Origin of the sequence: Maribellus maritimus (assembly GCF_022267315.1) — a bacterium.
In the GTDB taxonomy this organism is placed as follows: Bacteria; Bacteroidota; Bacteroidia; order Bacteroidales; family Prolixibacteraceae; genus Draconibacterium; species Draconibacterium maritimum.
Map to the genome: position 1 here is coordinate 77,414 of NZ_JAIKLE010000021.1, position 17,521 is coordinate 94,934.

The 17,521-nt window shown below is 34.9% G+C and carries 13 protein-coding genes; all 13 read right to left on the bottom strand.

Translation table 11 applies throughout. From position 1 onward, the window contains the following. Complete coding sequence (locus K5G00_RS18135; RefSeq protein WP_238767603.1) at positions 1-1,188, bottom strand: 6-bladed beta-propeller; 1,188 nt, start codon at positions 1,186-1,188, stop codon at positions 1-3. Between the two features lie 149 nt (positions 1,189-1,337). Then, positions 1,338-2,519, bottom strand: a complete 1,182-nt coding sequence (locus K5G00_RS18140) for an ATP-binding response regulator (RefSeq protein WP_238767604.1) — start codon at positions 2,517-2,519, stop codon at positions 1,338-1,340. A gap of 43 nt (positions 2,520-2,562) precedes the next feature. Then, complete coding sequence (locus K5G00_RS18145; protein ID WP_238767605.1) at positions 2,563-5,655, bottom strand: hybrid sensor histidine kinase/response regulator; 3,093 nt, start codon at positions 5,653-5,655, stop codon at positions 2,563-2,565. Between the two features lie 367 nt (positions 5,656-6,022). Further along, positions 6,023-7,147 carry a 6-bladed beta-propeller gene (locus K5G00_RS18150; RefSeq protein ID WP_238767606.1) on the bottom strand — a complete coding sequence of 375 codons (1,125 nt, stop codon included), beginning with the start codon at positions 7,145-7,147 and terminating at the stop codon, positions 6,023-6,025. Between the two features lie 349 nt (positions 7,148-7,496). Further along, entirely contained in the window at positions 7,497-8,651 is a 1,155-nt protein-coding gene (locus tag K5G00_RS18155) for a 6-bladed beta-propeller (RefSeq protein ID WP_238767607.1), read from the bottom strand. 133 nt (positions 8,652-8,784) lie between these two features. After that, positions 8,785-9,009: a hypothetical protein gene (locus tag K5G00_RS18160; RefSeq protein ID WP_238767608.1), complete on the bottom strand. Its 225-nt coding sequence runs from the start codon at positions 9,007-9,009 to the stop codon at positions 8,785-8,787. 54 nt (positions 9,010-9,063) lie between these two features. After that, on the bottom strand, positions 9,064-9,984 hold the full coding sequence (locus K5G00_RS18165) for a 6-bladed beta-propeller (protein ID WP_238767609.1): 921 nt from the start codon (positions 9,982-9,984) through the stop codon (positions 9,064-9,066). Positions 9,985-10,009: 25 nt separating this feature from the next. Further along, positions 10,010-11,347 (bottom strand): 6-bladed beta-propeller, encoded by a 1,338-nt coding sequence (locus K5G00_RS18170; RefSeq protein ID WP_238767610.1) that lies wholly within the window; start codon positions 11,345-11,347, stop codon positions 10,010-10,012. Positions 11,348-11,349: 2 nt separating this feature from the next. Continuing rightward, positions 11,350-12,405 (bottom strand): 6-bladed beta-propeller, encoded by a 1,056-nt coding sequence (locus tag K5G00_RS18175; RefSeq protein WP_238767611.1) that lies wholly within the window; start codon positions 12,403-12,405, stop codon positions 11,350-11,352. Positions 12,406-12,504: 99 nt separating this feature from the next. Next, on the bottom strand, positions 12,505-13,770 hold the full coding sequence (locus K5G00_RS18180) for a 6-bladed beta-propeller (RefSeq protein WP_238767612.1): 1,266 nt from the start codon (positions 13,768-13,770) through the stop codon (positions 12,505-12,507). A gap of 45 nt (positions 13,771-13,815) precedes the next feature. Next, the gene (locus K5G00_RS18185) at positions 13,816-14,991 is read right to left on the bottom strand and encodes a 6-bladed beta-propeller (RefSeq protein ID WP_238767613.1); all 1,176 of its coding nucleotides are present in this window, start codon (positions 14,989-14,991) and stop codon (positions 13,816-13,818) included. 126 nt (positions 14,992-15,117) lie between these two features. After that, positions 15,118-16,296 carry a 6-bladed beta-propeller gene (locus tag K5G00_RS18190; RefSeq protein WP_238767614.1) on the bottom strand — a complete coding sequence of 393 codons (1,179 nt, stop codon included), beginning with the start codon at positions 16,294-16,296 and terminating at the stop codon, positions 15,118-15,120. 9 nt (positions 16,297-16,305) lie between these two features. After that, a complete protein-coding gene (locus tag K5G00_RS18195; protein ID WP_238767615.1) occupies positions 16,306-17,511 on the bottom strand; it encodes a 6-bladed beta-propeller in 1,206 nt (401 codons plus the stop codon). Between the last annotated feature and the right edge of the window lie 10 nt (positions 17,512-17,521).

The window sequence follows — 17,521 nt, forward strand, 5'->3', positions numbered from 1 at the left end:
TCACTCTTTTAATTTTACCAATACCAACACCGGGTTATCATCCGGTTGAAGACGGTGAAGTAGCTTTTTAATTTTGGGGTTATTTGTATCAATACCTTCTTCAAAAAACTGATACGCATCGTTATGCGAAATTAATGTTCCATTTTGAATGGAATTGGGCGCATTAAGCAGGATACGAAAAGGAACCGATGTAATGTCGTTTTTAAAATTTGCCCACATATTTTCCGATTTAACAAACTCTGAGCAATACGTTTCCTTTTTGTCTTTGTCGTAAAAAAAGGTTCCCTTGCTGGTTGTTATAAAAATAAAACGGTCGTTTTCAGCCATTCTTCTTATTTCGATAACTCTTTCTTCCCCGGTATTTTTTCCTCCCAAAATTGATTTGTCTTCTGTACTCCTGTATTGAAATTTACCTTTATCCAGAGCGGCGTAAGCTTCCAGAGTATTGGGATCTTTTACACGGTAAATCGTATCGTTCCAAAAATCGCTCAGATAGGTTTCATTGTTGTAATTATACATTGAAGGAGTACAAATGCAGAACGGAATTTTGTCTTTTTTTTCGCAGGCAATTTTTGAAATATGTTTTTTATTTTTTTCAGAAAAAATATGATAACTAAAGCGTTCTCCCGGTTTTGCATACTGGTAACGTCCATTTCCCATCAGAATCTGACCGGGTTGTAACATCACATTTTGCATACCCAGTGTTCTTCCCAAATTAAATCGATCTAAAAAATTACCTTCAAAATCGTATTTTACAAGTTTTTCCCAATCAACCGCATAAACCCAACGATTTACCGTATCAACCACACAGGTACTTAATTTTGTAAATTCTTTGGGGCCTTTTCCAATGCTTCCAATAACATTCAGAAACTTTCCCTGACGATTAAAATGGTAACATATACCTTCATAAACACCAACGATAATATCTTTTGATGAAACTGTAACGTCAACAATATTGGCAAGCAAACATTCGTTGTTTGTTTCAAGTGGCAGGTATTCAACACTTTCAGCAACCGCACTTAAAGGATAAATTTTTGACTTTTGGTAGGCTGAATACAAATCGATATTTATAATCTTTTCGGAGAGTAGCTTTTTTGCCACAGGAATCTTTTGCGCATCTGCCGGAAACGGGAATAAAAACAAAATCAGAAAAACAGGCAGAAAGGTAAACTTAGCTATTTTTTTCATGGCGAATAGAATTCAGCTTAGTAATCATTTAACAGGATAAACTTACAACTGATTTTCCAGTTATACAACTATTTTTTCAGTTTTAATTCATAAACATGAATATTAAATGGTTGCTAAAACCTATTCTTTGCAAGATTATTTAAAAGCTATCATACAGCCACTTCCTTGCCAATACCGGGAAATGTTAGCGAAACAACCGAACCTTTGGGTTCATTGTTGTAAACATCTATTTTTCCATTATGTGCATCCATTATAAGTTTTACAAGGACAAGATCCAGTCCTTTATTTTTGTCAATATGCTCTTCACCGGGAGAAAACGGATTAAAAAGTTTTTCCAGAGCATTTTCAGAAAATCCGGGACCACAATCGGTAAAAGTAACCGTGGTGTTATTGGGGGCTTCGTTAATGTTTACGATTATGTCTTCTCCTTTGGGGGAATATTGTATTGCATTTTTTAAGACACTATCGAAACAAAAATCGGCCAGGCTGGTGTCACAATAAATCGAGTTATTGTTTTGCTGCTCATCATAAACTAAATTTATCCCTCGGACTTTCATTTCATCTTCGTGTTTTTCTTTTATCGACTCAATAAAATATACTCCGGGAATGTTGTCCTTTTGAACCGAAAGCTCATTTGTTTTTAAACGGGTTATATTTAAACTAACACGGGAAAAACGTTCGAGGCGTTTGGAAGAAATCTCCAAATACTCAAGCATTTTAATAAATTTTGTTGTTTTTAGCTCATTTTTAAGAATACCGATAAAACCAAGAATTCCATTTAAAGGTGTATTGATCTCATGACTAATAAGACTTAAAAAATCTGATTTCGCATTATCCAGTTGCAGTAAATCGTGATTTGCTTTTTCCAGTTCAATGGTCCGTTTTCGAACTTCCTCCTCCAAATACTTGTTCTGATCTTTCAGTTGCAAATGTAAAACCCGGGTTTCAAGCAAATTTTTAATCCTCAGCTCAACTTCTATTAAATCAAAAGGTTTTGTGATAAAATCTTTGGCTCCACTGTTGAGTGCTCTCTGTTTTGCTTCCAGAGAAACGTCAGCGGTAAGAACAAGAATGGGCAGGTAACAGTTTTCCGGGATGATTTCATTTAACTGACTCATCACCCGAAATCCGTCGATGTGGGGCATCATTAAATCCAGCAAGATTAAATCAGGTTCAAACGAATTGTACAAATCAACAACCGTTCTGGGGTCGGTAGTGGTTTTAAGATTTGAATACCCTCTATATTCGAGCAGGCCTGTAAGTATGTCAATATTGTCCTGCTGGTCGTCTACAATCAATATATTTGCTTCTTTCAGCTCGAAGGTTCTCATAACAAATTTTTACTTAATTGGGTATATTTATATTTTCTAACATTCAGCCTAATTTTTTATCAATAATCTCCAACAATTGATTAATGTCTATGGGTTTGGTTAGATAACTTTCTACTCCTTCTTTTATCAGCCTTTTCATCTGTGTCTCCATAGCGTCTGCACTCACAACAACAATTGGAACAAAACTTGTCTCGGTGTCAGCCTTCAATTCTTTAACTACATCCAGGCCATGAATATCCGGGAGGTTCAGGTCAAGTAAAATCAAAAACGGTTTATAATCTTTTGTCAACTGCAGCGTATTTTTTCCATATGTATTGGTTATTAACCTTATTGAAGGACGATAATCACTTAACACCTGGCTCATTAAATCAATGTTTGATGCATTGTCTTCAATGTATAACAGATTTCCTGATTTCAGAGAGGGCATCTCCTGTTTCTCGTCCGCTTTTCCAGTATCCTGAATTTGTTCCACAGGGTTATCGGCCAACGGCAGTTCAACCCAAAAAGTACTCCCCTCACCCAATTTGCTCACAACTCCCATCTGTCCTTTCATTGCATCAACCAGTATTTTTACGATTACAAGTCCCAGACCAGATCCTTCGATCTCTGCCAAATCAGCTCCTACACGTTCAAAAGGTTCAAAAATCTTTTTCAAATCTGGTTCAGAGATACCCTTACCGGAGTCTTTAATATTTATCCTGACGCGACCTGCCGTATTGCCACTATTTTGAGCAACCAATTCGCAGGATACTTTTACAAAACCATCAGGAATGTTGTATTTTATCGCATTGTTTAAAAGGTTCAAAAAAACCTGTTTTATACGTTGATAATCGGCTATAACAAAGAAATTTGTTTTCTCTGTTTCGAAAGTTACCATACGTTCCTGCGCCAGCGGCCCAAGTATATCTATCGTTTCGCTGATAACCGTGGAAATTTTTATGGCTTCCATTGAAAGAGAAATCCGGTTTGCTTCAATCCTTGCAATATCAAGCACTTCGTTTATCAGTTCCAACAAGTGTGCACCGTTTTTTAATATCTGTTTTACATTTTTTTTGTATTTGGGATTCAACTTTCCCATATTCAAAAGCTGGGCAAAGCCAAGAATAGAGTTCATAGGGGTACGAAATTCATGACTCATTCGTGATAAAAACTCGCTTTTTGCCTGATTTGCATTTTCTGCTTCCAGTTTGGCTTTTTTTATCTTTTTCTCCGCTTCTTTCCGTGAAGTAATATCAATGACAATAATAAGTGTCATCATTTCTTCTTCAAAATCAAAGGGTATCAGATTTAATTCTACCGGGAAAAAACTCCCGTCTTTCCGGCATGCCTCTATATCCTTTTCGTTCCACTCTTCATTTTGTTCTTTTGGATTTAAAAAAGCGGGACGAGATCCGGCTGTATCCTGCAAATCACTTTCGTCTGGGAAAATCGTATTTATACTTGCTCCAATTAACTCGGTATTGGAAAAACCAAAGTATTCTTCCGATATTGAATTCGCCAGATTTATTTTCCCTGTTGAATCAACAAGCATTATTGAATATGGCGAACTTTCAAAAATCATACGGCTTCGTTCTTCTGCACTTTTTCTGGTAGCCATTTCAATTTGAAGAGATGCGTTTATTGCTTCCAGTTCGCGGGTACGCTTCCGAACTTTTTCTTCAAGCTCTATATTCAATTTCTGTATTTTCTGATTCGCAATTTTTTTTACGGTGATGTCTTCAACAAATCCTTCAAAATAAGCGACTACATCATCCCCTCCTTTTACAATTCTTATATTCTCCCGAATATGTATTGTCTCTCCTTCTTTCGTTTTCCACTTTTCTTCAATTCCCCTTATGAGGTTCTTCTCTGTTCCATTCTTGTTTATGTTTCCGTTTAATAACTTTGAATTGATATTTGCCGCATCAATCTTCTCTCCTTCATTTTGCAGTTCCTTAAAAGAGCGATAACCCAACATCTGAACCAGGGCCGGATTTGCACTTAAAATTTTACCATCAGGTGTAATCTGATATATTCCAAGGGGTGAGCTTTCATAAAATAAACGGTATTTTCTTTCGCTTTTTGAAATTCCCTTGTTTGCTCGTTGGAAAAGAAGCAGCAAACCCGTTAGGAGAAATAAAATAATAAGGGTTAAAATTGCTGTTGTTAATCGAATATTACGTATTCCTTTAAACGCTTCTTCTTTATTCATTTCGCTGGCAATTCCAAAATCATACTCATCATCCCATATCCATGCACCAACAACCTCAGTCCCGAGATAGTTAAAATAGCCATCTAAGTTTGACTCCGATTTTTTATTTGTCAGGCTCCGAGCCATTTCTGTTAACTCTTGTTCCTTATCACCCGATTTTTTTTGAGGATTGGTAATGTATAAATTCAAAATAGCATTGGTTCCGGGGATAATTTTATGTTTATTTATAAGCCCGGATTTAAACCGACTGTCACTCATCATTTTCCCTTCTGCGTTGACACAATAGGTTTCGCCGGTTTCGCCCATTCGGGCATTTTCAAAAATGGCTGTAAAATCATCAGCCGGATTAATCCGAAATGTAAACAGGGCAATTACATTTCCCAATTCGTCTTTTACGGGGGTTCCGACAAACATCGTAGCTCTGTTAGCTACCAAAACTGAATCACCATCAGGAAGCGGCACATCGGATAGCATTGGCATTGTCAGTACTGTTTCACCTGACCACATTTTCCCGAACACATCTTTGTGATTGACCAATAAATTAGTCGTACCTGTATTTTCGTTACGCGAGGAGGCGATACTTATATTTTCAGAGTTAATCACAAAAAAACCTTCGTAATCATCTCCCGCATAAAAAGGCATGAGCCGCTCTCGTATCTCTTCTTGAATTGGCGATTCCAAAAGCAACTCTTTTGTAGCAGGCACTTCCAGTAATTGTTTTATTAAAGGCGTCATTTCCCGTGCCCAAACCTCACAATTTTTTTTGTTGCGGTCGGCCCACGACTGAAAGCCCTGGTGTGTTGTTAAAACAATGGTATTGAGATAATTTCGAACTCGCTCTTTTTCTCGTTTTTCAATTTGATTTGTAGTTACAAGTGAAGCAAGAATAACAATAAAAATTGCTATAGTAAATGAAACCGGGAGTATGTATTTAAAACCTTTCATATAGGGCTAAACCTATTGCTTCCTCTGATATTTTGTGTAAGCATATTCCAATCGGCTACACTTATCAGAACTAAAAAGCGCCATTTCCCGTTAAATGTCATCAGATTCTTTTGAAATACCAAATCTGGAAGAATAAAATTCTGTCCAAAAAGACAATTTCTGAGTTCTGTAATCTGAATGTTTCAAGCAATGTGCCCCATACCTCATCTAAATATTTGTACCGCAGCAAATGATTTTCGACTTATTCTTTCCGGCCCGGAGCATTCAATTCCCCAGGCAAATTTCACCGGCAAGGATTCATACCTGTTATTTGTAACTCCGGATTCTGCCGGTTCTCTCCAATCCGGCGAAAGCCAAAAAAACCAAATCATCTCAAAACACAAAGCACCGGATTAGAAGTTTCGTCGACATTTTTAAGATTTTTATATTTTATCTCGACACTGTTTTTGTTTTTCAATATATCAACCAGAGCCGCAAGACAGACCAATTCGCCATTGCTTTCAGCCATGGGGGTAATTCTTATCTCATTTATAAAAAGTCCCTTTTTCGATGGGTCTTTTTCTGCGTGCGGAAATACAAGTTCTTTCCCGTCCCAAAAAAGGGGACAAATTTCTTTCCCTATCAATCCGTTTTGAAGAGTAAAACAGGTATACTTTTTACCTATCAGAATTTTGTCCAGCCGGTAGAGATTTTTCCATTTTTCCATTGCCGACATATCAAAATCCTCTTCCTGAAAAGCGTATTTACCTAAATCGAAACCATAAACACTGTCTTTTTCCAGGTTAGCGTTTATGGAGTAAATAACATCTCCCATTTCTTCTTTGTAATACATTGTTCCCTCTTTTTGCGAAATACTGTTAAAAAAAGATAATCCGCTGTGCCTTATTTTTGTTGTAGTAAACGTTTTAAGCGAAGTCCCGTCGGGGGCAACAACTTTAATTGCTTCTGCATATGTTACACCGGCCGGTTGTGCGTTATCCGGCAAAATGTAAAAAATCCGGCCTGTGTCATCTACATCCATAACCTGCTCATTGGTTTCTGATTTTAATGTTTTTACAAATTGTCCGTCGGTGGTATAATAAACCAATTTTCCCAGCGAATTTACAATTACAAGGTCATTTTTTTTGTCTATAGCAAAATCCGCGATGATACTGTATTCCTCCGGACCTTTCCCAATGGCTCCGATACGGTTAACAAAGCTGCCCTGAGAATCGAATCGAAATAAATTCCCGGCATCATCATACAAATAGTAAAAACCTTTATGGGCTACAATTTTAAACACCTCTCCCATCAGTGCTTTGTCGTTTGTTTCCAGTGGTATAAACTCTACATTTTCGAACATTGTGTTCACCTCTGCAGCCTTGCTTTGCGTGATGGCTTTTTCGACGGGAAGTATTGTAAACGATTTGGAATTTTGGGTTTTACTTTTTTCAGAACAGGAAACAAGAAACAAAGAAAAAAGGGCGAGTAGAAGAATTTGTTTTTGGTTCATTTTCAGTAGTTTTTACTATTGTCAGCAGTTTAGATTCTAGTGATTTTCAGAAACCAACGATTACAGTCGTTATTTTTTGTCAAGAAGTAATCATTGGAAAAATTAGCCAAAACCTTACAAAAATTCTGCCATAAAACGAACGTTTGTGCAAAGAATAATATTGGCCTGTTGTTCCGGCATTTTTTTGTAGTATTTCGTATTTTAGAGCCTTGGTGGCACTTTCTTTTTTGCCACAAAAACTTACTTAACTTGAATATTTTCCTGCTGCCAAACAATTTTAATTGTTCCTCATTCAGACACTTTCAGGTTTTAAAAACGCTGAAAGGTATCTTCTCTGCTTACTGAAAACTTATTCTTTCAATTTCACCAGCATCAACACCGGATTGTCGTTTTCATCCAAATTGTTGGCCAGCTGTTCCAATTCTTTTTTCTTTTCCGGAAATTTAGGAGTGGAGTTTTTGAATTCTGTGGATTCTACCAACATTTTTAATTGAAAAGAATTTATCCATCCCAACAAAAATTCCTCTGAATCTGAATGATACGTTGAAACGGGAACGAATGCCGGGCCGTTATCAAAATCATTTAAATTAATTGTTTCTGCACCTAAAATAGAACTGGCAATTTTATACATAAGGTTTTTGTTTTTGTCAAACATCGTATAAACTCTTAATCTGTCTTTTATTAAAATGTAATCGAAAAAAAGGTATTTTTTTGTTCCCTGTACTGACAGCATTTGCCAGGATGATTTATTCCTGTAATTTTCTTCAGATGCCAAATCGTTTTCGGTTACCCTAAATTTGTCTTTAGCAAAAAGATAGGCCGGTTTGCACTTTTCATCGATACAAAAAATGGTGTCATTAAGTTGATTCCAGTAGAATAGGGATTTCCCATCATTAAAAATCGGATGAATAAGGTAGTCAACTCTAAGTTCGCCCACCTCAACAAAATTTTGTTTTTGGTTTGTTACATGGCCTTTTAAATCGGTTGCATACCATTCGTTTTTTAACCCTGAAAATCCAAAACCTTTAGGGAAAAAGAGCCGGTTTTCAAAAAATACAACATTTTTAAAATTCAAGCTATCCGGGGTTTCAAACGAACTTAGCAGTTCGCCTGCGAAGTTATACACAAAAACTTTTTTAAGGTTTATAAGAAATATTTCACCTGTTGCAGGGTTTACCGTAAAATCGTCAACATAGGCATATTCTCCGGGCCCTTTACCTTTTTTCCCTATCTGATTCCTGAATTTTCCATTGGTTCTAAACAGAAAAAGCCCATCATTATTCCGGATAAGATAACCTTCTTCCACTCTTTTAACATCTTTAATATCCGATAGCAAAACCGAATTATCAAGTTTTATATAACTCACTTCGTCGGCTAGTTCAGTTAGCGCTAATTCTCCGGCAACCAAGTCCTCAGGTGTGATAACCGGGATTTCCCTGGATTTGTTACATGCAATGATTAAAAACAACAGAGAAAATGTACAAGAGTATAAGCTGATTTTCATAGGTTAAATATTTTAATTATTAATTTCATTTGAACTGAGTAATTTCAACAACCAAACGATATTTATCGTTACTCATTAAAATGCTTTCAGCTTTTAAAAACGCTGAAAGGTATCTTCTCTGCTTACTGAAAACCTATTCTTTTAGTTTCACCAGCATCAACACCGGGTTGTCATTTTCATTTAAACTGTTGGCCAGTTGTTCCAGTTCTTTTTTCTTTTCGGGGTGTTTTGGAGTGGAACTTCTAAACTTTGCCGAATTTACGTGAATCATTAAATCCATGGCATTTACATAGCCGATTAATTCATTGTTTTTTTGGTAAACGTGCTCAAAATCCGGTCCTCCGTCATAATCATTCACAATTCCTTTTGTTCGGAATGTAAATGTTTCTTTTAAAAATTTATCATAGTACCCCTACCGATCTGATTTATCGAAAACGAAAAAGAAAATAATATATCTTTTACTTTCAAAAATCTTCATTAACTGAATAAATTTAAAATTTTTCTTTTTTATAAAATTCTCAAAATCCTTTCGAAATTCTACCGGAGTACGATACTTACCCTCATCAAAAATGTATCTTGGTTGAAATTCAAGTGAAGGAGTTACTTTGTACAATGTATCATTTAAAAGATTTTCTTTTGTGTAGAAAATATTGTCAAATGTGAAATAACTAAACTCATAAACTGTGCTCATTGCCATATTCGTGGTGTACTCTACAGGCTTTACCGCCTTTTTTATAAATTTACCATCATGCGTATAAACTTCGTAACTATATGGTGTTGCACCGTTAAAATTACATTGTGGTACAATAAAATAGTCTTCATAAATAAACTCAAGCTCTTCGAATGGTTTTGACTGAAACTCTTTTATAATTTTAGATGGATACACTATATCGTTCAAATCTCTTTTAAAGGTCCCGTCAAAATCATAAATTAGTAACCTTAAAAGGTCGCCACAAAGTACAAAGACTTCGTTTTTTACTTCGTTTATCCCTATTTTATATATGTAGTTGTATTCATTGGGGCCTCTTCCCTTTCTACCGATTTTATTCAGGAATTTGCCCGAACGGTCAAAACGATACAACGCAGCAGGGTTAAAAGTGGCCACAAAAATAAACTCTGTGCTCGTTTTAATAAAATTAATTCTACCAATCAGGTTATTATTGGTTGTTTCCAAAGGGATATTTTTTACTTCGTCAGCAAAATCATTAAATGACAATGCTTTTTCGTTTTTTATCGCAGATTCAACATCGATTATCTCCGGAGTTTGTGCATTTAATTGAGCACATTGCAAAACGGTAATGAACAAACAAAATAATTGAATTCTATTTTTCATTTTTAGTCTGGGTTATGTATTAAATTTATTCTTTCAGTTTCACCAACATTAGAACCGGGTTATCATTTTCGTTTAATCTATTTGCCAGTTGTTCCAGTTCTTTTTTCTTTTCGGGGTGTTTTGGGGTGGAGTTTTTAAAGGCTTCGGAATCAACGTGAGCTTTGAGTTCAAAAGGATGGATTAGTGTTAAAATATATTCACGGTCATGTTCATCAATGTAATAATAAAATTGATATGCGTCTGACATAAAATGTAAACCGCTATCAAAATCATTTTCAATACAAGCGCCGTAATTTTCAACATATCCCTGGTATGTCTCCTTGTTTTTTTTATTAATCATTAATATTGATGCATTATTATCCCGGAATGCATATCTCAAAAAAACAAAATGAGTTGTTTCAAACATAGATAATGGTCCGAAAAAGGTTTTCATTTTTTTATCCGCTATTAATTCGTTCAATTCTATATTTTCGGGATAACGAAAATCACCTTGTGCAAATAAATATCCGGGCTTAAAGCTAAAGTCAGGAGAGATTGAAAAAATTGTGTCATTTAACCAGTTGTAATAACATAATTTATCTCCTATTTTATAGGCGTTGCCTCGAAATAAAAACCCAGGATCTTTCACATTGCTGTATTTATAAGATAAGCTGTTTCCTAATGTGTCGGTTATAACCCAGTTATATTTAAAAGTACCACCCTCTCCGTAGTCTGCCAAAAATATTGAAGAATTAAAAAACGTAATATCCCGGGCCGGGCCGTCAAAAAAATCCTTTGTAGAAAAGGATCTAATGAAACGACCATTTAATTGATATACTTTAATTTCATTTCTATCTACAAGATAAATATTCTTGTTTTCGTCATCCATAGCAAACACAAGTCCATAATGATACTCATCCGGCCCGTTACCTTTTCGAGCCAATACTTTTAAAAAATTCCCCCTATTATCAAAATGTAATAGTCCTGATTCTTTTGTGCTGATGAATATGCCATTATTGTTATGTATGAAGGAATAAACCAAACCTATGGGGACCTGATTATCTAAAGGAATATAACTTACATCATCAGCTATCGTTGAGAGTGTATATTTATCATTTGAAAATTCTAAAGGATCTATTACAAAAACATCGTTCTTTTGTGATTCACAACTTATCAATAATGGAATTAGCAGGAAACAACTTACTGCAAAGTAAAATAGTTTTAAATGGTCGATTCTTTTGCATAGTAATTTAATTAAAGCTTTTCTGGAACCTACACAGATATTACAGACTTTGATCTTTCCGTAGTATTTGCTTGCTATACGCAGGCAGGAAAGGCCACAGTCTATGGTATCAAGTTGTTTGTGATGTGAAAAATCGGACATTATTATTTTTTTATATTTGCTATTACTATAATCGGATTATCTGTTTCCTTTACACTTTTTAATTTTTGAAGCTGAATCGGAAGGGTTGTTGCTTTTGTAGGATTATCTGTAAACCATTGTTTAATAATATATGCATCGATTTTGCCTATCAATTCTCCTTTATCAGATATTCCCATAGGAATGAATGGAATAAAACCATCAATGTCATTACTTATTCCTTCTTCAAAATCAGTTATTTTTGACTGTTTTTTTTCTTTTTCGTACACTCCGAATCGACTCTTTGCCTTAAAATAAAATTTAAAAAAGACGTAAGAATCTGTTTCTATTATGTCAAATGGAGTAATGAATTCAGAATTCTGTTCCTGTGCAATAGCCCACCATTTGGATTCATAAGGTTTTTTATATTTTTCTGTATATAAAATTATCTCAGGAATAAGTCCTTCTTTACCAACTCTGTATATTGTATCGTTGTAATTTTCCTTAAAAAACAAATTCCTTTCATAATGATAAAAATGCGACTCTCCTGTTATAACAGTAAGTCTTGATTTTGGAAAAATATTTGAATTTGAAAATGTATAAATCTCCTTGTCATCATTGTTGAAAATTTGAAGTAACTTCTTTTCGGTTCCAACTGTATTAGAAAAATAACAAACCAGATCGTGATTATAATAAGTAAAGTTTGTGGGGATAGAAGGAGTTTCAAAATCATCTTTATAATTTGGGATCTTAATCGATTTAATAAATTCTCCATTAAAATTATATTCCAGAAAATTTGAATTCCACCCTAAAAAATATACTTTTTTTGTATTCGGATTTATCAGTCCCCTCGTTGACATGAATTCAGCAGGCCCTTTGCCATACCTTCCTATTTCTCTAATAAATTCTCCTGAAAAGCGATCAAACAGGAAACAGTTTTTACTTGTTCTTATTATTACGAATTGATTATATATAGATATATTGGGGTTGTCATCTATTAAAATACTATCATTTGTTTTCAGTGTTATATAATCAAAATCAATAATAAAGTCAGAACATTTAACTGGCTCAAATTTATCCAACTCTTTAGCAATATTAATGTTCGTTACTTCCTGACTGAAACAAACATATGTATTTTGTATAACCAGCAAAAAAACAATTTTAAGATCTAATCTCATTTCTTATTCTTTTAGTTTCACAAGCATCAACACCGGGTTATCATTTTCATTCAATCTATTGGCGAGTTGTTCCAGAGCTTTTTTCATTTCGGGGTATTTTGGGGTGGAGTTTTTAAATTCGTCGGAAGTTACATAAATTTTAAGTTCTAATGATTGGATAATAGATATCAGGTTTTCGTCCTTTCCATCAGAAAAATATTCCAATGGGAAAAACTTTAACCCGGCATCAAAGTCATTCGTAATTCCTCCTTCCCCCAATTTGTAATTGCAAGTATATGTTTCCCCAGATTTCTTATCGATAAAAGTAAAAGCATATTTCCCGTTATAGGAATATCTGTTTATTAAATATTTATTGGTTTCTGTAAAAAAACGAGGTAAATAAAATTCTGAAGGCTTCAAAAACATTCCGGTAGGTGAAGTTGATTTCAAATTTTCAAGACGGTTTTCATTCGGGGCAATTAGATACGATGGTTGGCAACTTAAACCTGGTGATACCTCAAAAATCGTATCGTTGTAATCAATCCAGTATGATATTTTATCCTTATACTTAAAAGTTCCCGAATATGACCCTGTATGAGTTTCAAATGGTGGTATTGAATTTTTTTTCCTTGAAATTACATTTCCCAACGTATCCGTAACATACCACAAATAAGCTCTTTGGGCACCTAGTGACTGTTGAGGTAAAAACAATCTGTTGTTACTCAAAAAATCCATTTTTGAAAAGCCTATTTCAGGAGTCTTAAATTTGAAGTCGCGAATGTAGTTTCCAAGCGTATCGAATACCAATACCGTATTTAACTTCCCATTAATATAAATCCGGTTGTTGGCTTCATCAACAGCAAAATAGTTTGCAGACAAATATTCCCGGGGACCTCTGCCTACGCTTCCAATCTCAACCGGATTTTTGCCATTTATATCAAACCTGAACAATTGAGGATGGCCGTTGCCTTCACCTCCTCCGCTATTGTCGTATATTAAATAGATAGCATTGGATGTAACCCTGAAAACGTAGAAATCTCCAATGGGGATTTTATTGGATAGTGGGATGTATTTGATGTCATCCGTAAATAATGATAAACATAATTCGTTGTCTTCAAATTTACGGGGATCGATTTCTTTGAATTGCGCTGTTACTCTTTCTGAAAGTTTACCCTCTGACTGTTCAGTATTCTTTTTGTTTTTTGTTGAATTTGACTGACATCCCCAAAAAACAATAACAAAAACAAAGCTGAAGAATTTTAAAAATGAAATCGCATTTTGCTCCCTCATGTTTTGGCTTTTTGTGGTTTTACAAAAACGATATTAACCACTTCGTTATTCTTTTAACTTAACTTCAATTATAACGGGGTTATCTTCCATTTCCAGACTTTTCACTGTATGGGTAAAAGAAACGCAAAAATTATACTTTTCTTTATTTTCATTGTAGAAACTTATCAAATCAACGGGATAGCCCCAGGAGATTAAACGATTCTCTTCATCAGAAACATGTGGAAAAAAGCAAGGATAATTTTCGTTGTCTTCTGAGATTACAAAAAATTCGTCTGTTTTCTTATCAAATATTCCAAAACCAAGTAAATCAGCCTTATTATCCCGGAAGCCCAAATCTTCATACTTGCTTTCAGCTCCCCATTTTCCCAGTTGAACAATTAAAAACCTGGTGGTTTCAAGCGGAACAGGCCGGACAAATCCGGACGTTATTTTTTGAAATTGCATAAAATCCCCCAAATATTCAAGTCGCTCTTTTTCAGGTAATTTATAATCGCCAATATCAAAAATATAACGGGGAATTAACTGGTGATTACGATTTATTTCAAAAATAGTATCGTTATGCGATGTTGATATCTTTAAAGCACCCGGTGTTCCGAAAAATACATCGTAAACAGGATATATCATCATATCCGGGTAAATCTCATTTTGGCTGAAATGTTCATAATCTAAAGAATCGGTTACACTGCCTCTATTGTTGACAAATTCGATAAAACCTGTTTTGGAATTTATGCTTACAAAATATCCGTTTAATCTTTCAGCAAACCAACGATCCGGAAAAGAGTATGATTGTATAAAGCTTCCATCATCAGCGTTGAAAGCAACTATTTTTTTTCCTTCGTTTACAAACAATGTATCCTTCCGAATGGTCATCTCCCTGTTCCGGCCATATTCTTTTGGTCCTCTTCCCATTTTCCCAATTTGGCAAATAAATTTCCCGTTGCTATTAAACTTTAAAATCGCATTGTAATCCCATATATAAAAATTCCCGTTGTAACTTATAATTTTTTTAATTTCCTCAATGTTACATTCAGGAGTTGTTTCCAAAGGAATATACTTTACTGAGTCAATAAAGTCAATCAATGATTTTATATTTGATTTGCGATTATCCAGCGCTTCTCCGATTTTCACATAAGGCAATATATTTTTTTTGTTATCAGGTTTTTGGACATTCGTGCAACCAACAACTAAGGTTAATAAGATTATTTTTAGTATAACTTTCACTTTTATCGTTTTAGTCGAACAGGTTTTCATTTTCATTCAAAATGGTTACCAGTTTTCCAATATTTTTCTGGTTTTTATATTTTCTTTCTGTCGCAAGTTAAATTTCCAACCTACAATGCTGCTGACTCAATCTTTCAATTTCACCAGCATCAACACCAAGTTATCATTTTCATCCAAACGATTGGCAAGTTCTTCCAGTTCTTTTTTCTTTTCGGGGAATTTTGAGGTGGAATTTTTGAATGCATTTGATTCAATTCTCGTTTTTAGTGCATACGGCTGTACAATCGAAACCAGGTATTTTTCTGCACCAAATTCAAAATAATTCTCAGGAATGAAGGGAAGTCCGTTGTCAATATTATTGGTAATTCCTCCTTTGCGGTTTTTTAAATCAATTGATTTCGCCTCACCCTTAATTTTATCAATGATTGCCAACCTTAATTTCTTGTCGTAAAAATATTCATACACATAAAAATGACCTGCATCCAAAAACAGGTGCGAGATCAGATATTTACTCTGATTATTAAGAAATACGTCAACAGGATTGTATTTTTCGGTCGTCATTGGCCACCTATGTTCACCCGGCGCAAAAATACATACAGCTCTAGATTTAAAATCGAGGGAAATGCTAAATACAGTGTCTTTAAAATTATCCCAGTACAATAAGTTTTCAGCATATTTGGAAAGCCCGCCAATTGAGCCGATTCGTCCTTTAAACTCCGGATAAGGATTTTTCTTTTCTGTAATTCTGTTTCCGAGTGTATCCAACACAATCCAGTCGTTATCACCCCTTCCCATGTTCAAATATTGCGCAAAAACCAATGATGAATTAAAAAGTTCGATTTCACTTAATCCAAACCCATCTTCATCGCCGGGTAATTTAAAATTCCGAACATGTTTTCCGCTTTTGGAATATACTTCAACGTCATCCATTTTATGATCCATAACGTAAACCATGCCGTTATCCGGGTTTAAAACGAAATCCAAACAGTACACATATTCTCCCGGACCTCTACCAATTTTGCCATATCTTTTGTTCAGTTTTCCATCTTTTGAAAACCGCATAACACCAACATCCTTTATGGCGGCGTAAATAAAATCATCGGTTATTTTGTAAGAATAGACAAAACCAATCGGGAATTCATTGGCCAGCGGTACATACGCAATATCATCTGCAATCTCTGATAACAAAATTTCTTCTTCAGAAAATGTTGTTGGATCGATATGAATTACGTTATTTTCTGATTCTTCTGAAGGACTACAGGAGAAGAATAACAAGATAAACAGCAAATAAATTATTTGTTTCATTTTTATAAGTTACTGTGGCTTTAATTTCACAAGCATCAACAACGGGTTATCATTTTCATCCAGACTATTGGCAAGTTCTTCCAGTTCTTTTTTCTTTTCGGGGTGTTTTGGGACAGAATTTTTAAAATCGTCGGAAGCAACATATTGTTTTAGTTCAAAAGCATTCACCCATGCAAAAACAGTGTTGTCGTCTTTGGCCATTTTTAATTGAATATTTGGCCCGCCGTCCCAGTCGTTTTTAATACCTTCCTGCGAATCCGTTTCCACCGCTTTTCCCGTTGATTTATTGTAAATCAACATCCTGCCTTTTTTATTATACCCATATTCGTAAAACAAAAAATTGCCGGTTTCAAAAAGATTGTTTTGTGTTACACTATTTGTCAGACTTGCGCCCGGTTCACGTGGATCTGCACCCAATTCCTCACTGACTTTCTTTCGTGTTTCAGGTGTAAATCTTTTTTCTTCAGAGTTTAATATCATTTTAGGTACCATGTTTTGCCCGTCTATGGAAAATATAGTATCAGAAAAAATTTCCTTAAAATGCAATTTGTCCTCCAGCAAGTAAGTTGCACATTCTCCTGAAAACGACATCATTGCCCTACCTCTTTCAAATTTATATTTGTTTGAGTAACTTTTAATTTTGTTCCCGTCTGTATCGAGCAGATCCATATTTTCTTCATTATGTTCTGCCCCATCGAGATAAAATAAAAAGAGGTTTTCGCCACTAATTCCAATTGAATTTGTGTACTTCTTAGTTAAATCAATTGTTTTTAAAAATTTGCCTTTGCGTGAAAATACCATAAGTTGTTCAGGTTTTCCGCCCGAAATATAAATATTACTTGTTGCAGGATGTATTACAAAATCACTGGTATACATGTATTCTCCGGGTCCCTGACCTCGTCTTCCGATTTGATTCAACAAATTCCCGTGGCCGTCAAAGCGAAGGAATTTTGATTTGTTATCTTTCACAAAGTATTCGCCATCAAAATATACCACATTCATAATATAGGCCAAAACAGAATCGCTTGCCAAAGGAATGTAAGTTATATCATCAGCTATTTCGGAAATAGTGAGTCCGCCCTCTTCCGCTTCAAAAATATTTACCGTTTTTATACCATCGCTGGCTTGGGTTGCACATGAATAAAATACAAAAACAAACAGGACCAAAACCATATTTGTTTTGGAAAACCGGAGGGAAAATGTTGTAAAATGCATAATTTCAGTT